The sequence below is a fragment of the Lysinibacillus sp. NPDC093190 genome (assembly GCF_050280425.1).
Taxonomy (GTDB): Bacteria; Bacillota; Bacilli; order Bacillales_A; family Planococcaceae; genus Lysinibacillus.
Window position 1 is genome coordinate 98,668 of record NZ_JBNNVG010000002.1, and the last position, 18,702, is coordinate 117,369.

21 protein-coding genes are annotated in these 18,702 nt (G+C 34.1%); 6 read left to right on the forward strand and 15 right to left on the reverse strand.

The window, feature by feature from the left end; genetic code table 11:
* Window positions 1–605: 605 nt before the first annotated feature.
* From ACQKOF_RS02445 to ACQKOF_RS02475, 7 genes are all read right to left on the reverse strand, one after another.
* Entirely contained in the window at window positions 606–1,349 is a 744-nt protein-coding gene (locus ACQKOF_RS02445) for an amidohydrolase family protein (RefSeq protein ID WP_427553339.1), read from the reverse strand.
* A gap of 152 nt (window positions 1,350–1,501) precedes the next feature.
* The gene (locus ACQKOF_RS02450; RefSeq protein ID WP_427553341.1) at window positions 1,502–1,687 is read right to left on the reverse strand and encodes a hypothetical protein; all 186 of its coding nucleotides are present in this window, start codon (window positions 1,685–1,687) and stop codon (window positions 1,502–1,504) included.
* An 86-nt stretch (window positions 1,688–1,773) separates the two neighbouring features.
* Window positions 1,774–2,466, reverse strand: a complete 693-nt coding sequence (locus ACQKOF_RS02455; protein WP_427553343.1) for an ABC transporter permease — start codon at window positions 2,464–2,466, stop codon at window positions 1,774–1,776.
* A gap of 25 nt (window positions 2,467–2,491) precedes the next feature.
* Window positions 2,492–2,797, reverse strand: coding sequence for a hypothetical protein (locus tag ACQKOF_RS02460; RefSeq protein WP_427553345.1), 306 nt, complete (start codon window positions 2,795–2,797; stop codon window positions 2,492–2,494).
* Window positions 2,798–3,283: 486 nt separating this feature from the next.
* Window positions 3,284–3,844: a DUF1697 domain-containing protein gene (locus ACQKOF_RS02465; RefSeq protein WP_427553347.1), complete on the reverse strand. Its 561-nt coding sequence runs from the start codon at window positions 3,842–3,844 to the stop codon at window positions 3,284–3,286.
* Window positions 3,845–3,941: 97 nt separating this feature from the next.
* Window positions 3,942–4,499: a cysteine hydrolase family protein gene (locus ACQKOF_RS02470; RefSeq protein ID WP_427553348.1), complete on the reverse strand. Its 558-nt coding sequence runs from the start codon at window positions 4,497–4,499 to the stop codon at window positions 3,942–3,944.
* A 190-nt stretch (window positions 4,500–4,689) separates the two neighbouring features.
* Window positions 4,690–5,496 (reverse strand): nucleotidyltransferase domain-containing protein, encoded by an 807-nt coding sequence (locus ACQKOF_RS02475; RefSeq protein WP_427553350.1) that lies wholly within the window; start codon window positions 5,494–5,496, stop codon window positions 4,690–4,692.
* 470 nt (window positions 5,497–5,966) lie between these two features.
* Between ACQKOF_RS02475 and ACQKOF_RS02480 the strand changes: the two genes are divergently transcribed.
* The 3 genes from ACQKOF_RS02480 (at window position 5,967) to ACQKOF_RS02490 (ending at window position 8,089) form a co-directional block, all read left to right on the forward strand.
* Window positions 5,967–6,653, forward strand: coding sequence for a DUF421 domain-containing protein (locus tag ACQKOF_RS02480; protein WP_053594898.1), 687 nt, complete (start codon window positions 5,967–5,969; stop codon window positions 6,651–6,653).
* Window positions 6,654–6,800: 147 nt separating this feature from the next.
* Entirely contained in the window at window positions 6,801–7,715 is a 915-nt protein-coding gene (locus tag ACQKOF_RS02485) for a class I SAM-dependent methyltransferase (protein WP_427553353.1), read from the forward strand.
* A gap of 20 nt (window positions 7,716–7,735) precedes the next feature.
* Window positions 7,736–8,089, forward strand: a complete 354-nt coding sequence (locus ACQKOF_RS02490; protein WP_427553355.1) for a cupin domain-containing protein — start codon at window positions 7,736–7,738, stop codon at window positions 8,087–8,089.
* Between the two features lie 289 nt (window positions 8,090–8,378).
* Here ACQKOF_RS02490 and ACQKOF_RS02495 read toward each other — a convergent pair whose 3' ends face one another.
* From ACQKOF_RS02495 to ACQKOF_RS02515, 5 genes are all read right to left on the reverse strand, one after another.
* The gene (locus ACQKOF_RS02495) at window positions 8,379–8,795 is read right to left on the reverse strand and encodes a VOC family protein (protein ID WP_427553357.1); all 417 of its coding nucleotides are present in this window, start codon (window positions 8,793–8,795) and stop codon (window positions 8,379–8,381) included.
* Window positions 8,796–8,900: 105 nt separating this feature from the next.
* Complete coding sequence (locus tag ACQKOF_RS02500; RefSeq protein ID WP_427553359.1) at window positions 8,901–9,611, reverse strand: ABC transporter permease; 711 nt, start codon at window positions 9,609–9,611, stop codon at window positions 8,901–8,903.
* 11 nt (window positions 9,612–9,622) lie between these two features.
* Complete coding sequence (locus tag ACQKOF_RS02505; RefSeq protein WP_427553361.1) at window positions 9,623–10,318, reverse strand: ABC transporter ATP-binding protein; 696 nt, start codon at window positions 10,316–10,318, stop codon at window positions 9,623–9,625.
* Window positions 10,319–10,381: 63 nt separating this feature from the next.
* Window positions 10,382–10,930: a PadR family transcriptional regulator gene (locus ACQKOF_RS02510; RefSeq protein ID WP_427553363.1), complete on the reverse strand. Its 549-nt coding sequence runs from the start codon at window positions 10,928–10,930 to the stop codon at window positions 10,382–10,384.
* A gap of 313 nt (window positions 10,931–11,243) precedes the next feature.
* Window positions 11,244–12,143, reverse strand: coding sequence for a LysR family transcriptional regulator (locus ACQKOF_RS02515; RefSeq protein WP_427553365.1), 900 nt, complete (start codon window positions 12,141–12,143; stop codon window positions 11,244–11,246).
* A gap of 248 nt (window positions 12,144–12,391) precedes the next feature.
* Here ACQKOF_RS02515 and ACQKOF_RS02520 point away from each other — a divergent pair, with 248 nt between their 5' ends.
* Both ACQKOF_RS02520 and ACQKOF_RS02525 read left to right on the forward strand, forming a co-directional pair.
* Window positions 12,392–13,708, forward strand: a complete 1,317-nt coding sequence (locus tag ACQKOF_RS02520) for an aspartate aminotransferase family protein (RefSeq protein WP_427553367.1) — start codon at window positions 12,392–12,394, stop codon at window positions 13,706–13,708.
* The gene (locus ACQKOF_RS02525; protein ID WP_427553369.1) at window positions 13,709–15,112 is read left to right on the forward strand and encodes a sodium:solute symporter; all 1,404 of its coding nucleotides are present in this window, start codon (window positions 13,709–13,711) and stop codon (window positions 15,110–15,112) included.
* A 126-nt stretch (window positions 15,113–15,238) separates the two neighbouring features.
* Here the strand turns inward: ACQKOF_RS02525 and ACQKOF_RS02530 are convergent, their stop codons facing one another.
* Window positions 15,239–16,090: an MBL fold metallo-hydrolase gene (locus ACQKOF_RS02530; RefSeq protein WP_427553371.1), complete on the reverse strand. Its 852-nt coding sequence runs from the start codon at window positions 16,088–16,090 to the stop codon at window positions 15,239–15,241.
* Window positions 16,091–16,204: 114 nt separating this feature from the next.
* Window positions 16,205–16,963: a class I SAM-dependent methyltransferase gene (locus ACQKOF_RS02535; protein WP_427553373.1), complete on the reverse strand. Its 759-nt coding sequence runs from the start codon at window positions 16,961–16,963 to the stop codon at window positions 16,205–16,207.
* Between the two features lie 253 nt (window positions 16,964–17,216).
* Between ACQKOF_RS02535 and ACQKOF_RS02540 the strand changes: the two genes are divergently transcribed.
* Entirely contained in the window at window positions 17,217–17,651 is a 435-nt protein-coding gene (locus tag ACQKOF_RS02540) for a DUF2809 domain-containing protein (RefSeq protein ID WP_427553375.1), read from the forward strand.
* A 129-nt stretch (window positions 17,652–17,780) separates the two neighbouring features.
* On the opposite strand, the gene ACQKOF_RS02545 is transcribed toward ACQKOF_RS02540, so the two are convergent.
* Window positions 17,781–18,626, reverse strand: a complete 846-nt coding sequence (locus tag ACQKOF_RS02545) for an alpha/beta fold hydrolase (RefSeq protein ID WP_427553378.1) — start codon at window positions 18,624–18,626, stop codon at window positions 17,781–17,783.
* Window positions 18,627–18,702 lie beyond the last annotated feature (76 nt).

The window sequence follows — 18,702 nt, forward strand, 5'->3', positions numbered from 1 at the left end:
AAGTTCTACAAATAATAAATAATCCATTCCCTTGTTGAACTAACCTGCTTCGCTAGTTTAGGCGTAATCCTTTACAATCTCGATTGTATTATGTATAAATATGTGTTTACTTTCCTCAACAATCTGGCCCGATTGCTGAATAAGGAAAAATCCTGCTATAACAGGATTTTTAATCAAACTTTTATAAATTTTCATTCTAAGATAAAAAACAGTTCATCTTTTTTATAAACGGTATAACTTTTTTCAAAACGGTACAACTTTCTTACAAACGGTTAAACTTTGTTAAAGATACAATTACAGACTGTTGACAACCTTTTTAGAAGTATTTACTAAGTGCTCACATAACAAATAGTGCAGTTCAATCCACACAAATAGAAAACCGAGTACTCAAATTTTTATGAGTTAACTCGGTTTCGCTTTAGTTTAATTCACTTTTCACGTGCAAAGCAAACTGTTCAATAGCTTCTCTATCCTGATAGATTGTAATACCAATACCAGAACGAGTACATATATGTGAATAAAATTCGCCTGCATAGTAGTATCTTTTTCCATTTCATTCTTGCCATAGCATTTTTTCCTATAGTGATTACTACTTCTCAAAAAACTCACTTAAAATAAAAATTCATCGCGTTTTGATAAAGAATTTTCTCAGCTGACGTTGCATCAAATAATTCTTGAATCAGTTCAATATCTGCATAAGCAAATGGTCTTTTCGCTCGCGTGGACGGCAGGTCTGTACCGAACATTAACGCTTCAGGATTGATAGCATAAATAGATTTCAAAGCATGTTCTACATCGAGCTCCACACGACCGAAACCTGTCGCCTTTATTCGTACACCTTTTTCTACAAGGCGCAATAAATGAGGTAAACCTTCCTCGGATAACCCCAAATGATCAATTGAAATCGCTGGTAATTTTTCAATCGTTGGTGCGATTTCAGGCAAATCTTTTGCGTCGATATATAATTCACTATGCCAACCAGCTAAATCATAAACACGTCTTGCAAAGTAATCGAGCTTCGTTAAATCCTCGGAACCGCCACGCTTCACATTGAATCGTAGTGCTCGCACACCTTTTTTATGTAAATCCATAATCTTATCATCTGTCACCGCAAATGGTAGTTGTGTAACACCACAGTATGCAGATCCCATTTTCTCTAAAGCATTCACTAAATAAGCTTGGTCAAATCCTTGAAAAGAACCTGAAACAATTGCACCACCCACAATATTATAAGTCGCTGTTTCTTTTTGGTAATCTTCTACAATATAACTAGGTGGTACATATCCTTGATTTTCAATAATCGGAAAATCAAAATCAATAATGTGAAAGTGTGCATCAAAAATTCTCATCTTTCCCGCCTCCTTTCTTTTACATTATCAAAAACCGAACATAAAGGAAATTTATGATTTTTTATGCAAACCCATAATTTTTTCTGATCAAATAAAACGTCCGAGTCGTTAAAGTCTTGCAAAAATCCTGTCTTGAGCCAAAATATTATTCCTTACAAGAAATACCTTAAAGCATTGCTTCCTGATGTTATTAGCGCTATAAAACCTGCAACCAAAATCCATATTGCATAGCGACTCTCTTCTTGTTTTCTCTTGCTAATCCAAATTAATATTATGCTGATTAATAATAACATGACACCCAAAACTGCTCCTGTAATAATGCCTATAATCATTCCCATTTCTTGTTCCTTCTCTCTTTACATATTTATTGCTAAAACTCTTCCGTTTCACTTAGTCTTTTGATTTTGTTTTACCAAACTCCAAATTACATCACATCCACATTTTCAATATTACGAATACCTAGGTACGCAATTATTACACCAACTGCTGCAAGTCCTAATTGCAGTGGAATGAAGGTCACCAATGATATTTCTGGGTTATAAGAACATGCAATTACTACCACGAGTAGAGATGAACCAATAGTGGCAGGAACAGAATAATTACGCATCCCAAAATACAATGGAATTAAGCTTGTTCCTGTTGCGGCAATAGTAAAAGGTACTATGTTTATGGCTTCATCTATGAACTGGCTTGCAGTCAATGTAAATGGAACGATATGAAAATAATTATTAATGATCGAAAATAGACCAGCAACAACGATATTCGACAACATCGTAGTTATGAATGTTAATAAAGCGATCAAGGTCAATTTACTAGCAATCAGTTTCTTTCGACTAACAGGATAAGAGAACATAATCAAAATTGTTCTGTTTTTATATTCTTCAATAACTAGTTTCGCCATCAATACAGAGGCGAACACAATAAAGGTTCCCCTCACACTTGAACCAATCAGTACATAAACATCTTCATATGTTGAAATGGGTATATCCCCTTCTCTATGTGCTATATAAATTACGAAACACACTACTGCAGTTATAATGATGTTTGCAATAATCGCACCTTTTATATACCAACCTAAGTTAAATTTCTTCAATTCCAGCTTTATTAGATGTAGCATAGCACCATCTCTCCTCTTCAGTTTATTATTGCATGATAATATAAACAATACTCATTATGTTGAATAATGGTAGACCAAAACTATTCTTATATTCATCAATTATTAAACGTAATAAAATAATAGCTAAAATAATCGTCAATATTGTTTTAAAAAGAATATTCAATAATGGCATTTGTGCTATATACTCTGAAAACATCAGTCCACTTACAACTTTAAATCCAAACGGTACAAGATTAACCGGAAGATAGGTTGCCACAATAAACATGATTATTCCTGTAAAATATTTAGATAAATGATATTTTTTCCATCCTAGTTCCATCAGTTTAAACATGGATTCTCTCTCCGTTCGTATATTTAAGAAATACGCCTCTAAAGAGCTATGTTTTTTATTGATATTCTCAATTGAGAGTAGCTAGCATGAATTGATATCCGTTCAGCACTCTCAATCAAAAAAAGCAATAGCACTCCACCCTTCTTCACAAACATGTTTCCACCCGAAAAGGACCCCTTTCATGTACTTAATTGTACGAATCAATCATCTCTTTTTTCTTACTCACTCCTTACAAATTTATTAATTAAAAACTGCACCCCAATTATTAAGAATTAACTAATAATTGAGGTGCAGTTCAATTAGCTTTATTGATTTTTATTGTTACAAGTCATCAACAAAAAAAGCTAGGCTCACAAAAAAATTGTGAATACCTAGCTGTTTTTATGCGTGTTCATTTGTTAACTATGACACTACTAGTTTAGCATATCATTCTAACAAATTCCACACAAACCACAAAATGTATTTTCTATATTGTGATTAATGGTATCAATGTTTGAATTCTTCAACCAAACTTGAAAGCTTCATGAGCGTTTTCCAATTACGGACAGTTGCTGGAATCTCAAGCTTTTTTAGATTATTACCAAGTTTGGAATTTCGAATGCTGTCATAAAATAAAAGATACACATCTCTTCCATTTATGATACTAAGTTCTCTTTCATTAGTAAAAGATAAAAATTGGTTACTATTGACCTCAGAAGGAGCTGACGGTAACAAAGCAACATGTAAACATTCCCCTTTACATGAGTTGTCCGCTTCTGAAACCTCCTGATCTGAAAAAGGAGATTGACTAACAATTTGCTGTAATTCTTCGGCTGTCCTAATAACAACAACACTTGATATCCCATACTCTTCTTTAATTTTATCGTGAATTTTCGTTTGCAAATGCTCCTCAGTTTCCTCTGATTCAAAAAGAATGTTTCCACTTTGGATATATGTCTTCACATTTTGTAATCCAAGTTGCTCAAGAGAACTTCTTAATTCTGCCATGATGATTTTATTGTGCCCGCCTACATTAATTCCTCTAAGTAATGCAATATATATGGTCATACTATCCCGCCTTTCTATTTACATTTTATTTACTAAAAATAGCTACATTTACATTGCTGCAAAAGCCTCTAGAAATATGAGTGCCCTTATACATTTTTTATCTATACGTATCATGTGTAGGTTGGAACAAGTCTTCTTCAGAATTTCTAACAACAGAAAAGTGATCGACATTATAGTGACCATGAAGTGTATGATTATGATGCTTTATAATTTGTTCTGCACTTAAAATATCACTGTCTGCTGTTGAATGCCCATCACTAACTAATGTGACATCCAAACCACTAATAGTCGCAGTTCTTACGGCACTATCGATACAGTGCTCCGTCGAACAGCCCATCACAACAACATGTTTAATGTCTTGACTTTGTAAATGACTTAGAAGTTCAGTCCCATGGAAACAATTCGATGCTTTTTTATCGAAAATCTTAGCTTCATTAGGTACATTAATGCCATTATGAATATCGAACCCTTCCCCTTTACCTTCAGCAATATCGAGATCCCTTACAAACACGACTGGAATATTGGATTTCCTTGCTTTGCCAATGACTAAATTGATATTTTTAATAAGCTTTTCCTTATTAAAAACAGCACTTTCTTTCTCGCTGCCATCCATTAAGTCTTGCTGAGCATCAATAATAAGTAATGCTTGATTCAAATTATTTCCCCCTTCAATTTGAAGAAACGCTATATAATATTTTAGTTAGACGGTTTCCCCTTTTTGTTTATCACGCTAACATAATTTTTAATCATAATATCTACCCCCTAAATGAAATTGTCATTTAAGACTAATTAATTCTATCATATTTTCCCATAAACGGTAATAGCAGATGAAATGAAACATTTCACTAATTTTTAATACTATTACAATCTTTAAGTATATAATCCATACATTGAATAGTAGCATCTAAGCGTTGTTTTTTCGAATTACAATAACGTATATTGGAACCTTCTCGAATACTGATGGCTTCGTTAATAATATTGTGAAATTCTTCTGGTAAATGAAGTATTGCATATTTACAAGCATCTACTTTTGAAACAATATCGTGTTCTTGCAGTGTGTAAAATTGCCGTAAAACACCTGTTATTGACCACTCTACTTCTAAATCAACTAATTTATTTGGTATTAAAAATGCTTTATATTTTTTTATTTTTTGCAATCTATTCGACCAATAACTGTTCATATTTTCTAAAACATAATCACCAAGCACTCTATTATATACACTGAAGTTATATGTAGCTACATCAGGCCCTAAAACGGTAATCCCTTTATTTTTTAAAATCCACCAAGTAATTGGGTTAATATTATCATTACTCCAATTAGTTTTACCTTCGTTTACGTTTAAACAACCTTTTACCTCACTCTGTTTTTTGCCAATATCCTCAACAAGTAAATAACATCCGTCCATCCCAGTATCCATATATTTCTGATTTAATTCTTTGTGAAGATCGGATATTACTTTCACATCTTCTTCGGTTAAAGATCTGTTGACAACTGTAATAAAATCGATGTCACTAGACCCTTTTATGTAAGCGTTCAGAGCAATTGAACCATGTAAATAGAACCCCTCAAGTGTATTCGGTAGTTTACTTTGAAATAGGGTTATATAGTCATTTAAAATTTTTTGAACCGGAATAGGAACTCTAGAATTCATAAAAACTCTCCTTTTAATCAAATAATACTTATCTTACCAAAACTCCTACTATATTTTCCATTATTGATAATAATGTGTTCATTACCGAAAATAGTGGATACAATTTGTTAAAACGTATGCCATGTAAATAAGTTGATTGGAGTGGAGATTGGGCGACTCCTCGGGGATTAGCGATAGAGGAACGAAGGCTAAAACCATCACGTCCTGTGATAACGCCTTGATTAACATCTTGTCGCTGTCGCTACGTTAACACTACGCTTTCGCACAAAAAACACCTGTTAGCCCGACGCCCCAGGATAAGCGCCCAGTCAAACGGAAATCAACCCTTCGTTATAATGAAGAGGCAATAATGCACTGATTCTGTTAGATTTTTAAAGAATTGCAAATATGAATTCAGCTCTGTTGTTATATTGGAGTATCTTTTAAAAATTCATTGGGTATTCTAGGGATTAGATAAGGAGTGGGAGAATTTGTACACAAGTTATTTACAAGTAGTTGTTCAAACGATTATTAGTTTTTTTGTTCTTCTGACACTTACGAGGTTTTTAGGTAAAAAACAACTAAGTCACTTAACCTTCTTTAACTACGTAACTGGTATTACAATTGGTTCAATGGCAGCCAATATGGTAGTTTTAAAAACAATTGTATACACAAAATTTTTAGTAAGCTTAATTGTTTGGTGTGTGCTTACTACTTTAATTAGTTATATCGCTCTAAAATCTGGAAAGGCAAGAACATTACTTGATGGACAACCGACAATCGTTATTAAAAAAGGAAAAATAGATAGAAAAGCTTTAGCAAACACTAAAATTAATATTGATGATCTAACAATGATGATTAGACAATATCAAGTTTTTTCAATTACAGAAATTGACTATGCTATTTTAGAACCGAATGGCATGCTTAGTATTCTGAAAAAGCCTGAATTTCAAAGCACCCAAAAGATTGATTTAAATATCTATCCTTCATCTCCGGCTTTTATTCCTATTGAAATCATCACTGATGGGAAGCTAATGAAACGAAATTTATTGGAAGTTGGAAAAAGTAAAGAATGGTTAGATAACGAATTAAAAAAGGCAAATATACAATCAATCGAAGAAGTTTTCTATGCAGAAATTCAACCGAACGGTAAAATATTTATCCAAAAATTTGATTAAAGAGATTTCTTTATCTAGTTGCTTCTCGGTACTTATAACTTGACAAAAAAAGTTATTTATGCAATAATTTACTTTTACAGAATTTATTTGTACAATAGGATTCTCCTGGCCAGGGGAATCCTATTTTTTTTGAAGGAGTGTATTTGCATGAACAAAGGTGAATCCAGTTTAACTTCATTAATCACAGCTTTTAGTAGAGCATATCATAGTCAATTCGATACCCCTAAAATTTTTGATGACTATCTAGCAAAAGCGTTAATCACACAAAATGAGTTCCATGACATTCAAACAAATATGGTTCAAGGCATCCAGTTTTTTAACAAAGAAATCGCGGAAAAATTAAATGGACAAACTGAAGAGCTATTGAAATGGATTGTGCAAACTCAACTCTCTCCTACTCCCTTGGCACGTGCAGCCTATTGTGAAAAAGTTTTGTTAAATGAAGTCATGCTAGGGTTACAGCAATATGTCATACTCGGAGCAGGGTTAGATACGTTTAGCTTAAGACACCCGGAATTTGAAAACACTTTGGAAATCTTTGAAATTGATCACCCTGCAACACAAGAATTTAAAAAGAAAAGATTGGCTGAAGTTAATTTAAAGCTCCCGAGTAATGTACATTTCATTTCGATGGATTTCACAAAAAAGTTTTCATCTCAAAATTTATTGGATAGCGGCTTTGACAATAAAAAAACTTTCTTTAATCTATTAGGCGTTTCATATTATTTAACGAAAGAGGAAACTTCAAGCTTACTTGATCATTTGTTTGCCAATGTACCATCAGGAAGTTCCATCGTATTAGATTATGCAGATGAAAAACTATTTAAAGAAAAAGGAATTTCAAATCGAGTAGATAACATGGTGAAAATGGCTGCAGCAAGTGGTGAACCGATGAAATCATGTTTTACTTATGAAGAAATGGAAAAAATGTTAGAAAACTCAGGCCTACTTATTTATGAACATCTATCGCCAGATACAATAAATGAGCTTTATTTTGACAATCGAAAAGATTATTTAACAGCCTTTGAAACGATTCACTACGTTCATGCTGTGAAAAAATAAGTTAAGTTCGGAGGAATCTAATGAAATTTTATCAATTGTCTAAAGAGAATGGGAAAAACATAACACAGTTTAAATCAAATTTCATTATGTCTCTGATTATTAACACGGAAGTACCAGCTAGTATCGGGTGCATGTATTTAGAAGAAAACGGTGTTATTGGCTATCATCAAGCTGTGGTTCCCCAGCTACTCTTAATTTTAGAAGGCAAAGGATATGTAAGAAATGAACAGGAGCACTATTATCAAGTCCAGCCTGGAGATGCAGTTTTTTGGGAAAAGGATAAACGGCATGAAACAAAAACGGATAAAGGATTAACTGGCATCGTGATAGAATCTGAACAATTAAATCCCGCAGCTTTTATGCCTATAAAATGACGTATTAATATTTTAAAACTATTTCTCAGGCAATTAACTATGTAAGAATAACATCGTATCATATTTTAGTAATGTAAGATGTTTTAGTCTTACACCTCCGAGGCTTGTTACTAAGGGTCACTTATAATACTAAGTGACCCTCTATATATTTACTATTCAGAAAATATCGTTTCTATATAGTTTATTGGACAAACCCCTAATGTATTTCCATCTGGATCACACAAAATAAAAGAATTTCCCGACACCAAAATAATTGTCTGGGAAATTTAATGGAATCGAACTACTCCTTTCAAACCTTATTTTCTTTTTCTTTAAATTTAGGACTTAGCTCACTCCACACATCAAATTTATTTCCGTCTAAATCATAAAAAACAAAATTTCTTCCCGCATGTCCACGAATTTCAACTTCTCCAACTCTAATTCCTTTATCTTTAAAAATTTTATGAATAGTCTCTAATGCACTTAATCCATCAACCTCAAAGGTAATCGAAAAATGTTCTTTGCCGTAGCAATCAATGAAATTTGAGCTTTGATTGTTCATTGATCTAACAAGAAAAATACTTTGATTGGCAAAATTAAGAATAGCCTTATCGGTATCTACGTAACTGCACTCTGCTCCCAACTTACTTACATACCACTCACATGACAGTTCTACTTTGCTGACTGGAATATAAGTAGTTCCTATTCTAATTAACGTTTCACTCATCTCATCGCCCTCTCTAGTGTCTTTACTGAAATATTCCATTCTCAGCCTTTATATCCCTTCAAGGCAGCTCCATAATTTCAAGCCAAGATTAAATAACTTCAGTTTTTATTGGTCACTATACTTAAATGTTTTTAAGGAAATGATAAGCGTCAAAGCTAAGCAACCCAATAAAAGAAGTAAAGATTCTCCCCATGTACTAAAATTATTTAGAAATGCGGCTTTAATTCCATTTAAAAACCATTCAAATGGATTTACTAGACTAATGTATTGAATAAGGTTTGGTGCTTTTTCCATTGTGAAAAATGCATTACTACAAAGTAGCAGTGGTATCATCAGTACATTTGCAGTCATACTTAAATGTCCCTCGTTTTTCACGAGACTAGAAATAAAGAAGCTGAAAAAAACAAAACTTAATGAAGCTATTAGGATAATCGGTGTCATATATAAGAGGATATTAAAAGAAAAATTTAGTTGATTGATGACAATTGAGAATAAAAGCACGATATAAGATAAAATAATCGCTACTATCGACCATGCACTAGAAATACTGACGATATATTTCCATAATGGCAGTGGTGTAGCGTGGAGTAAATTATAAACCCCTCTTTTTCTTTGCGATAACGCTATAAAAGCAGTGGTCATAAATGAATAAAAAAACACACTAACGGCAATGATTCCTTCTACATAATTTTCTGCATAGCTCGGTAAAAATATCTTTAACGCAATGATTGCAGCAAATGGCATTAATATTGACCAAAAGAGTAAATACATATCCTTTATGCTAGATTTCAAATTCAATACGAATATAGCCTTCATTTTCTCACTCCTCACTTCGTTAATTCAAAAAATAATTCTTCTAAATTTTGCGTTTGATAGTGCTCCATTAAACCATCAGGTGAGCCATTTGCCATTATTTTTCCACGATGCATAATCAACACTCTGTCAGCTACATTCATTACCTCCAACATATCGTGGGAAGAAAATAAAACTGTAACGCCGGTATCTTTTAAACGTTTAATGATCTGTTGAATTTCTCTTTGGCCTCTAGGATCCAATCCAGCAGAAGGTTCATCCAAAATTACTAATTTAGGATGATGCAAAGTTGTCACGATAATGGCTAGCCGTTTTTGCTGTCCTAATGACAGTTTGATAGCAGGCGTTTTTTTGACCTGCAATAAATCAAAAGCAGCGAGTTTTTCATCAATACCATTTTTTGTTAGCGAAATTCCATAGAATGCCCCGAATAATTTCATATTATCCTCTACAGAATAACCTTCGAAAAAAGGGGTTGATTGAAGCTGCGTACCTATTTCCTTTTTGTAATCAGATGTCCAGTACTCAATCGTTCCACTGTCCTGCGGAATAATGCCAAGAAGCATACCGATAGTTGTTGTTTTTCCAGCACCGTTTGAGCCCACTAAAGCTACTATCTCACCTTCTTTAATGGCAACATTTATATGATCAACGACACACCTAGCTTTATAACTTTTCGTTAATTGACTAGCACTAATTAGCTTTTTCATATTTTTCCCCCTTACTTAATATTGTATATTCAACGTTGAATATTTAGCTATTTTTTAACTCCCTCATTCGAGAGAGTTACTTTTTTTCATAATTTCAATAGCTTGATGTACAAATTTCGATTGTACTTTTACAATTTCTAGCATATTATCAAATGCTAGCTTTGTTAATGCTGGCAGTTCTCCTTGCATAGCAATCAATTTCGCCTCATAGCCAGCATTGATAGCCTTTTCTTCTTGTTCCAAAATTATTTTCTGCTTTTCTAGTGCTTCCACAGCTTTAGCTTTTGGCAGTTTAAATGCAAAGGATACACCAGAATATAAAGTTGTAGGATACACTACAGAGGATTTTTCAAGCGCCTCGATAATTAATTCTTGCTCATGCACCCTGCCCTTTTCAGTAATTTGGTAAATTGCTTTTTGTCTATGACCCGTGGATTCAATACTAGCCACCTCTATATAGCCATCTTTTTCAAGCTTCTTTAAAGCATTGTAGATAGAGCCGATTAGCACCCCACCCCATCGTTCTGCGTCACTTAATTCAAGCATTACTTTAATATCATAGCCAGTCATTGGTTTTAGCCCTAACATAGCAAGAACTAATAGTCTTGTCATCGTAATCACCTTTTTATATTCAACGTTGAATAAGTTGAATATAACGATTCTGTATTTTTTTGTCAATAGGCTTTTTGATTATTATTGAAATGTTGTAAAAAAACAAAATATACTACAATAAAGTATTTTATGTTAAAATATATCATATTGCGCCATCAAAGGGGCATGAACCAATTTAGGCTGTAGCAAATTTTTTGCTACAGTTTTTTTCTTTTATATAATTATATATCCAACATTAGAAATAAAAAATGAGAATGCACTCTTGTACTCCCCATTTTCTAATTATCTTTTTTGCAATTTAATTTAATTTAATTTAATTTAATGATTCACTAAGATTATTACTAACTGGCCAGGCGTTTTGTATAAATTCATTAAACGTTAGTATATTTGGTTCATCTGCGCGAACTTTTAAATTAATGGCTGATGTAATGATAGCTTCTGAAACATGTTGGAGGATGGTGATCGAACCGTCCTGTATTTCATTCGCAATAGCATTTTGACCTAAAATCGCATAGCCTGTTCCGTTCAACACGGCACGCTTTATCATCTCATCGCTTCCCCCAACCATAATAGTGGACTGAGGTTGAAATTCAGCCTTTTTGAAGTATTGTTCTATGATATTACTGAAACTACAATGATAGTCATAGGAGATAAAGGTATCTTCTCTTAGAATTTCATGAAAACTTCTTTCTTTACTAATTCCAGAAGAAGCAACTAAAAATGCCTTTTCCTCTTCTAAAAAAGTTTTACTAATATCGATAGCATTACACTCATTCGCAATAATAGCAATATCCGCTACGTGGTCTCTCACACTTTTAATAGCATGTACACTATTTAGTGGTAGAAGACTTATTTTCACAGTCGGGTATATTTCCAAATAAGCTTTTACAATCGGTGAAAGATGTTGAGTACAATAATATTCTGAGGCAGCAATAGTTAGAATGCCAGACGGTCCATGTAGTTCTTCCATGTCTTTTTCTACCTTATCTATAAAGATAAATAAGCTATCGACATGGTTTTTTAGCTTTTTTCCAGCAGCTGTTAGAAGAGTCTTTTTACCAACTCTTGTTAATAGAGTGTGATTCAGTTCTTTTTCTAAAGACTGTATTTGCAGCGTAATAGTTGGCTGTGTATACCCTAATCTTTTGGCAGCCTTTGTGATATTTAATTCTTCTGCGACCACTTGAAAGGTTTTCAAATTCCTTAATTCCATTTAATCACCGTCTACTTTCCCCTAATTCCCACATAATAACCAAAGATATATTTCCATTATAAAGTAATAGTTATCCTACTTCCATGTAAGAAATTATGAGATTATGCAAGGTCGAATTAGATGTTTTTTATTTCTATCCTGCTTTATCAACTATTTTTTAACTATTAAAATTTCTTATGGTAGGCATTTGACGTTTTTTCTGAATTGAGAGAAAATTCTTTCAACATCAATGAAATGGGGATGATTTTATGATTGATTGGAAAAACATTAATGAAGAGGGCTTATTAGCACCCACAATGGCGAAGGATTTTCCGAATCTACAGGTAGTAAAATCGGAGGGCTTATTTTATATAGGAGTCGACGGTAGAAAGTATCTAGATTTTACTTCTGGTATTGCTACAGAAAATACAGGGCATAGACATCCAAAGGTCATTACAGCTATTAAAGATCAAGTTGATCATTTAGTGCATGGTCCAATCGGTATTATAAATTACGATTCAATTATTCTATTAGCTAAGAAATTGAGAAAGATTTTACCAGAGTCATTAAATTGTTTTTTCTTTGGAAATAGCGGAGCAGAAGCAATTGAAGGTGCAGTAAAATTAGCAAGACATGTAACTAGGAGACCTTACATTGTTTCTTTCCTTGGAGGATTCCATGGGAGAACGATGGGTGCGTTAAGTCTTACTACATCAAAAAGTAAATATAGAAGGAATTTACCGGTTGGAGCAAACATGACATATCAATTACCATATGCTCAATTAACGGAGACACCAAAAGGTTTAAACCATGATGAATATTGGTCAGAACATGTTGAAAAAGATTTTGAACGTTTATTTAATCATCAAGTATCTCCAGATGAAGTGGCAGCTGTTATTTTAGAACCTGTTCTAGGAGAAGGCGGTTATGTTATCCCTCCAACAGCATGGTTACAAAAAATAAGAGAAATCTGTGACCGATACGGAATTTTATTAATCTTTGATGAAGTTCAGACTGGTTTTGGTCGAACTGGTGGCTGGTTTGCGGCAAATCGATTTGGTGTGACACCAGATATTATGACAATTGCTAAGGGAATTGCCAGTGGTTTGCCCCTTAGCGCAACAGTAGCTTCACGGGAGTTAATGGAACAATGGACAATTGGTAGTCATAGTACTACATTCGGTGGAAATCCTGTTGCATGTGCAGCCGCATGCGCTACAATCGACGTATTAGAAGATGAAGGTTTAGTGGAAAATGCTAGAATATTAGGGGACTATGCATTAAAAAAATTAATACATTTAAAAGAAAAACATCACACGATCGGAAATGTTCGTGGAATTGGTTTGATGCTAGGAATTGAAATTATTCATCCTGAAACCCGAGAACCAAATGGTAAGGGCTTAATGAACATCCTGGAGAAGTGTCTGGACAAAGGGGTTATTTACTATTTAAGCGGTAATAAGGGCGAGGTAATTCGAATGATGCCTCCATTAAATATAGATAAAGAACATTTAGACTTAGGAATTTCCTTGCTTGACGAAGCGATTACCGAATACGAATTAGAATTAAGTTTCGGGGGTGTTTAAATGAATATACTGGATACTTTTGTTCTTCTTCTCTATTTCGGTGTCTTAATGATTATTGGAATAATAGGAGTTAAAAAAGCGAAATCTGAAAAAGATTTTGTCCTCGCAGGAAGTCGGCTAGGGTACTACAGTCATGTCGGTTGTTTAGCAGCTGTTATTATTGGTGGTGCGGCTACTATGGGTTCCACGACATTAGGTTATAATTTCGGGGTTTCTGGTCTTTGGTTTGTTTCGATGATGGGCTTTGGTATAGCTGCCTTGGGTCTTTTCGTCGTTAATAAAATTGGCGGTTATGAGGTTTTTACTATTAGTCAGTTACTCGGAAAGCGCTTTGGAGAAGGAACTCAACTTATCAGTGCTATTGTCACAGCCATCTATACCCTTATGGTCGTGGTAACACAAGTAATTGGTATGGGAAATGTTATTCACGTATTACTGGGCTGGTCCCTTATTCCTTCTATGATTATTGGCGGAGGAATCGTACTCTTTTATACAATCTTAGGTGGAATGTGGAGTATTACCTTAACCGATATTATACAATTTATAGTAATGACTATCGGTGTATTTTTTATTATGTTCCCGTTTAGCGTAAGCAGCGTCGGAGGTTTAACAGCCCTATTTAGTAGTGTGCCAGAAACGCATCTTAGCCTTACAAATATCGGCTGGGGTCGTATCTTCCAATACTTTTTATTGTACTTCTTTGGTTTAATGGTTTCTCAAGACATCTGGCAGCGTGTATTTACAGCAAGAAATCAAAAAGTAGCGAAAAGCAGTGCCATATCGGCCGGTCTATACAGTGTTTTTTATGGCTTAGTACTAAGTATTGTGGGGATGTGCGCCCTTGTACTACTGCCAAATCTAGGAGACTCTCAATCAGCATTTACTAGTCTTGCATTAGAAATTCTCCCACCAGGCTTTTTGGGGCTTGTTCTTGCTAGTGTTTGTTCTGCACTTATGTCAAATGCTTCAGGAGCCATCTTTGCCTCTGCGACCCTAGTCACTAACGATATTATTAAGGTATACGTAAAAAAAGATATGACTGATAAAGATATCATTAATACATCGCGAATTGTTATTCTTGGTTTAGGTGTATTAGCAATCATTTTCTCAGTATGGATTCAAAACATACTAGTGGCATTAGATATGGCCTATGCAATTTTATCAGGTGCTATCTTCGTACCTCTCATTATCGGTCTTTATTGGAAGCGTGTAACAAGTAAAGCTGCTTTCTATTCTATTATTGCTAGTTCACTAGTTATCTTTATTTCATTTATCATTTTTGGAATTACTTCTACACTACCGATTATTTATGGTTTAATTACTGGACTCGTCGTTATTGTTGGTTTCACACTTATTATTCCCGAAAATAACATTGAGGTAAACAAGGAAAATACGACAATTTAATCAGTAATTTAGTATAAGCTGCACTCCAATTGTTAGGCACAACTAACAATTGGAGTGCAGTTTTTATCTTATCTAGAACGAATATCTTCATTTTGTTTCTTCGTCCTACAGAGACCTTTTAATATGTTAATTCATGAATTTGCCGTGATTAGGTAAAGCAATCTGCTCAAATTCAGTCGCTAATTTATGCAAATTTCTTGTAAGCTCTTCCCCCTTCATTGGTAATCCATGGCCTGTAATAGCAACTGAAGGTTTTAATGCCTCTAATTTTTTTACGGAATCCCAAGCAGCCTGCCAATCCGTCGTGAAATATCGTGGCGGTCCACTAATTTCCTTTTTTTGTAGCAACACTTTGTAGAGCGACTCTTGTTGAACCGTACCAAATGCATCTCCAACAATTAACGCTCGATCCTCTTCGCGAAATAAAGATATATGCCCTGGCGTATGACCCGGAGTATGAATCCAACGAAAACCTTGCATAAATGGAATACTGCCATCGGACGGGAGCGCCTCAACGTTGTTTCCTAAGTTAATAGCTTCGTTCGGGAAAATGGATGACACTTTTGCTATTAAGCCACCATTTACAACAGGATCAGGTTCAGGATAATTTTTTTTACCAGTTAAATAAGGTAATTCTAAAGGATGGGCATAAACCGGCATTCCCCAGTGTTCAATTAAATCAATTATCGCCCCAACATGATCAAAGTGACCGTTCGTCAAAATTAATGCTTTAGGTCGACTATTTGATCCAAACCTCTCCTCTGCTATTGAAATAATGTTATGTGCACTTTTTGGCATACCAGCATCCACTAATACAAATTCACTTTTATGAGGTTCACCGTAAAGCACAATATTTACAATTTGAAGCGTATGTTGGTATAAATCAGCTAATACTTCAATACCATCTCCGCTCCATATTGAAGTTGCTGGAATATATTTAAATTTAAAGTCGCTACCATAATTCATATCTTTATGCATGGCAAACCCTTCTTCCTTCATTGAAATATAGACAATCATATTTTTCCTTTATACAGTGAAAATAAAGCAAGAAAAAAATGGGTTTTAATAAAAACTAAAAAACCTGCTAGATATTTATTTACGAACAGCTTCAAATGTAATTAGTGAATGCTCTTTTAAAGGCTCCTTGTTATATACATATTCAGCCGAGCAAGTAATATCAGAAAAACCTATGTTTGTTAATATAAGCTTGAATTCTTCAATTCCATACCATTTTAACGGAAATCTTTGTAACTCTGTATCAATTAATTTACCATTTCGCCATTTTTCATATTTTAAAACGGTTAACGTATATTGATCGATCCAGTTCATTTCAACGGCTTTTCTTTCTATTGCAATTCCTTCCTCTTGCGAAATTTCATAGTAGGATGAAGTAATTTCCCCTGTTCGCCAGTCTGTAGGTAAAAGCATGTCTACAATTAGGCGGCCTTCAGGTATCAAATGATTGTACATACATGTTAATGCATCCATCGCATCTTTTGAATTCTCGATTAAACAGAACGAACCTGTCGGCATAACAATCGCTTCATATTTTGAGTCTAATGAAAAATTGCTTAAGTTACCTTCATATAGATTTGGCTTGAATCCTCTTCCTTTGCAGTGTTTTCGGCATGAATCTAACATTTCAGGTGAGTAGTCGATCCCCTCAACATCATATCCATTTTCAAGTAAAGGGATTAAGAAGCGTCCAGAGCCCACTCCTGCTTCTAGTATTCTTCCCTTAGTTCCTTTTAATCGTTCAAGATAATATTCAATATCCCCACCAATAGAATATCCTACTGGTTTTGTCAAATCATAAAGTTCTGTACATAAAGGTCCATAATTACTATACATTTCAATTCCTCCGATTTCGTGCAGAAGAATCTATTATTCTTATTTCTTCCACACCTTATATTTGTTTGTTGGAAAAATAGAGCTGACTTTCATCTTAAATCACACGCTTTCTGTATAATATAGTAAAATTATACATAATAAAGTAATGTTGCACAATATGTCTATTTTATTTCTTATCATCAAAGGTGCATACACACCTAATTCTTCCGGACATCATTTATGAGATAATGAATTAATATTTATAATCGAAAGAGTGATTCTATTGACTAATGAGCATAAATCTATCAATTTACAATACCGCAACATGCGAATAGCTTATTTGATAGCTATTGTGTTCACCATTTTATTTGGCCTAGCCTCTAGAAAATGGAGTCTTCTACTTCCTTCATTTGTAGCGCAGAACGCAGGGGACATGCTATGGGCTATGATGGTCTATTTCGGATTTCGATTGTTGCTAGTGCGTAAGACCACCCTATCAGCCATTTGGCTCAGTTTTTTGTTTAGCTTCGGCATAGAATTTAGCCAGTTGTATCAGGAAGACTGGCTTAATCAGATTCGTGGAACAACGCTTGGGGCTTTGATACTTGGCAAAGGTTTTCTTGTAGAGGATTTGGTTCGATATACAGTAGGTATCATAATCGCTACTATTTTAGATATGGTGGCACTTAAGTTCACTTTTCGAAGTTAAAGAAAAATCGCTAGGGAATTAATAAAATTCTCTAGCGATTTTGTATTTAGGATTATAAATTAATGAACCTTATTTTAAATGATCAATCTTTATTACAAAGCCATATGAGTAACTGGTCATCGTTCTTTTCTATTCATTAATCCAATTGATTAATTCTCTATCAAAAGTATCCGGTTCTTCAAACATTGGGTTATGGCCGCTTTTTTCAAAAATTACCTTCTGAACATTTTTAGATGAATAATCAATTACATCCCAGAGCGAAACAGGAGCGACTAAATAATCATACCTTCCTAACCCTACAAATATAGGTTTATCTACGTGAGCCAATGATTGGATTAAATTTCGTTCAGCAAAAGCTACACCCCAAAGGTAATCAATGACTTCCATATTTGTATATACGCCATCCCACGTATAAGCTGCATCGAACGTATAATCATAAAAGCTATGCGCTCCCATGCGAATACACATATGCACAAATCGTCTTTCTGGATCATTGTGAATATCATTCTCTAACAATGCAATATCATGCTCAAATTGCTTTGTTCGCTCAGCACTGGCTGTCTCATTAAAAAATGAAAAACTTTGCTGCTGTCTCTCTTGACTGTTTGTCGGTGCGGAATTTAATAAAATTACCTTCTGAACATACTGAGGATATTTTTCGGCATATGCCACAGCCATAAATGCATGTCCAGAATGTCCTAAAATGATGAAATCCTCAAGCTTTAGCCATTGTCTTGCTGTTTCAATATCCTCTACAATTTTATCCAAAGTATAATCTTCTTTCTTTAAAGAACGAGGAGGCTTCACAAAACCTCTATGATCTAAGAAGATAAATTGAAAATGTTTATATAAATTTTCCGAGAACAAGCGTGGATAATAAACACTGCTACCCACTACCAATATCGGCTTACCTTGTCCCTTCACACAATATTTTAAATCAAATCCTTCACTAAAGATGCTTTGATAATTGTTCATTATAATCGTCCTCTTTTCTTTTTATATAGAAGAGCTATCAACATTGTGCTCTTCTTTCTATCACTCCCTTTCTTTT

Bases quoted from the DNA above. Each gene is read 5' to 3' on its own strand.
- ACQKOF_RS02445 (WP_427553339.1), bottom strand. From the start codon at position 1,349: ATGAGAATTTTTGATGCACACTTTCACATTATTGATTTTGATTTTCCG.
- ACQKOF_RS02450 (WP_427553341.1), bottom strand. From the start codon at position 1,687: ATGGGAATGATTATAGGCATTATTACAGGAGCAGTTTTGGGTGTCATG.
- ACQKOF_RS02455 (WP_427553343.1), bottom strand. From the start codon at position 2,466: ATGCTACATCTAATAAAGCTGGAATTGAAGAAATTTAACTTAGGTTGG.
- ACQKOF_RS02460 (WP_427553345.1), bottom strand. From the start codon at position 2,797: ATGTTTAAACTGATGGAACTAGGATGGAAAAAATATCATTTATCTAAA.
- ACQKOF_RS02465 (WP_427553347.1), bottom strand. From the start codon at position 3,844: ATGACCATATATATTGCATTACTTAGAGGAATTAATGTAGGCGGGCAC.
- ACQKOF_RS02475 (WP_427553350.1), bottom strand. From the start codon at position 5,496: ATGAATTCTAGAGTTCCTATTCCGGTTCAAAAAATTTTAAATGACTAT.
- ACQKOF_RS02485 (WP_427553353.1), top strand. From the start codon at position 6,801: ATGAACAAAGGTGAATCCAGTTTAACTTCATTAATCACAGCTTTTAGT.
- ACQKOF_RS02490 (WP_427553355.1), top strand. From the start codon at position 7,736: ATGAAATTTTATCAATTGTCTAAAGAGAATGGGAAAAACATAACACAG.
- ACQKOF_RS02495 (WP_427553357.1), bottom strand. From the start codon at position 8,795: ATGAGTGAAACGTTAATTAGAATAGGAACTACTTATATTCCAGTCAGC.
- ACQKOF_RS02500 (WP_427553359.1), bottom strand. From the start codon at position 9,611: ATGAAGGCTATATTCGTATTGAATTTGAAATCTAGCATAAAGGATATG.
- ACQKOF_RS02505 (WP_427553361.1), bottom strand. From the start codon at position 10,318: ATGAAAAAGCTAATTAGTGCTAGTCAATTAACGAAAAGTTATAAAGCT.
- ACQKOF_RS02510 (WP_427553363.1), bottom strand. From the start codon at position 10,930: ATGACAAGACTATTAGTTCTTGCTATGTTAGGGCTAAAACCAATGACT.
- ACQKOF_RS02515 (WP_427553365.1), bottom strand. From the start codon at position 12,143: ATGGAATTAAGGAATTTGAAAACCTTTCAAGTGGTCGCAGAAGAATTA.
- ACQKOF_RS02520 (WP_427553367.1), top strand. From the start codon at position 12,392: ATGATTGATTGGAAAAACATTAATGAAGAGGGCTTATTAGCACCCACA.
- ACQKOF_RS02525 (WP_427553369.1), top strand. From the start codon at position 13,709: ATGAATATACTGGATACTTTTGTTCTTCTTCTCTATTTCGGTGTCTTA.
- ACQKOF_RS02530 (WP_427553371.1), bottom strand. From the start codon at position 16,090: ATGCATAAAGATATGAATTATGGTAGCGACTTTAAATTTAAATATATT.
- ACQKOF_RS02535 (WP_427553373.1), bottom strand. From the start codon at position 16,963: ATGTATAGTAATTATGGACCTTTATGTACAGAACTTTATGATTTGACA.
- ACQKOF_RS02545 (WP_427553378.1), bottom strand. From the start codon at position 18,626: ATGAACAATTATCAAAGCATCTTTAGTGAAGGATTTGATTTAAAATAT.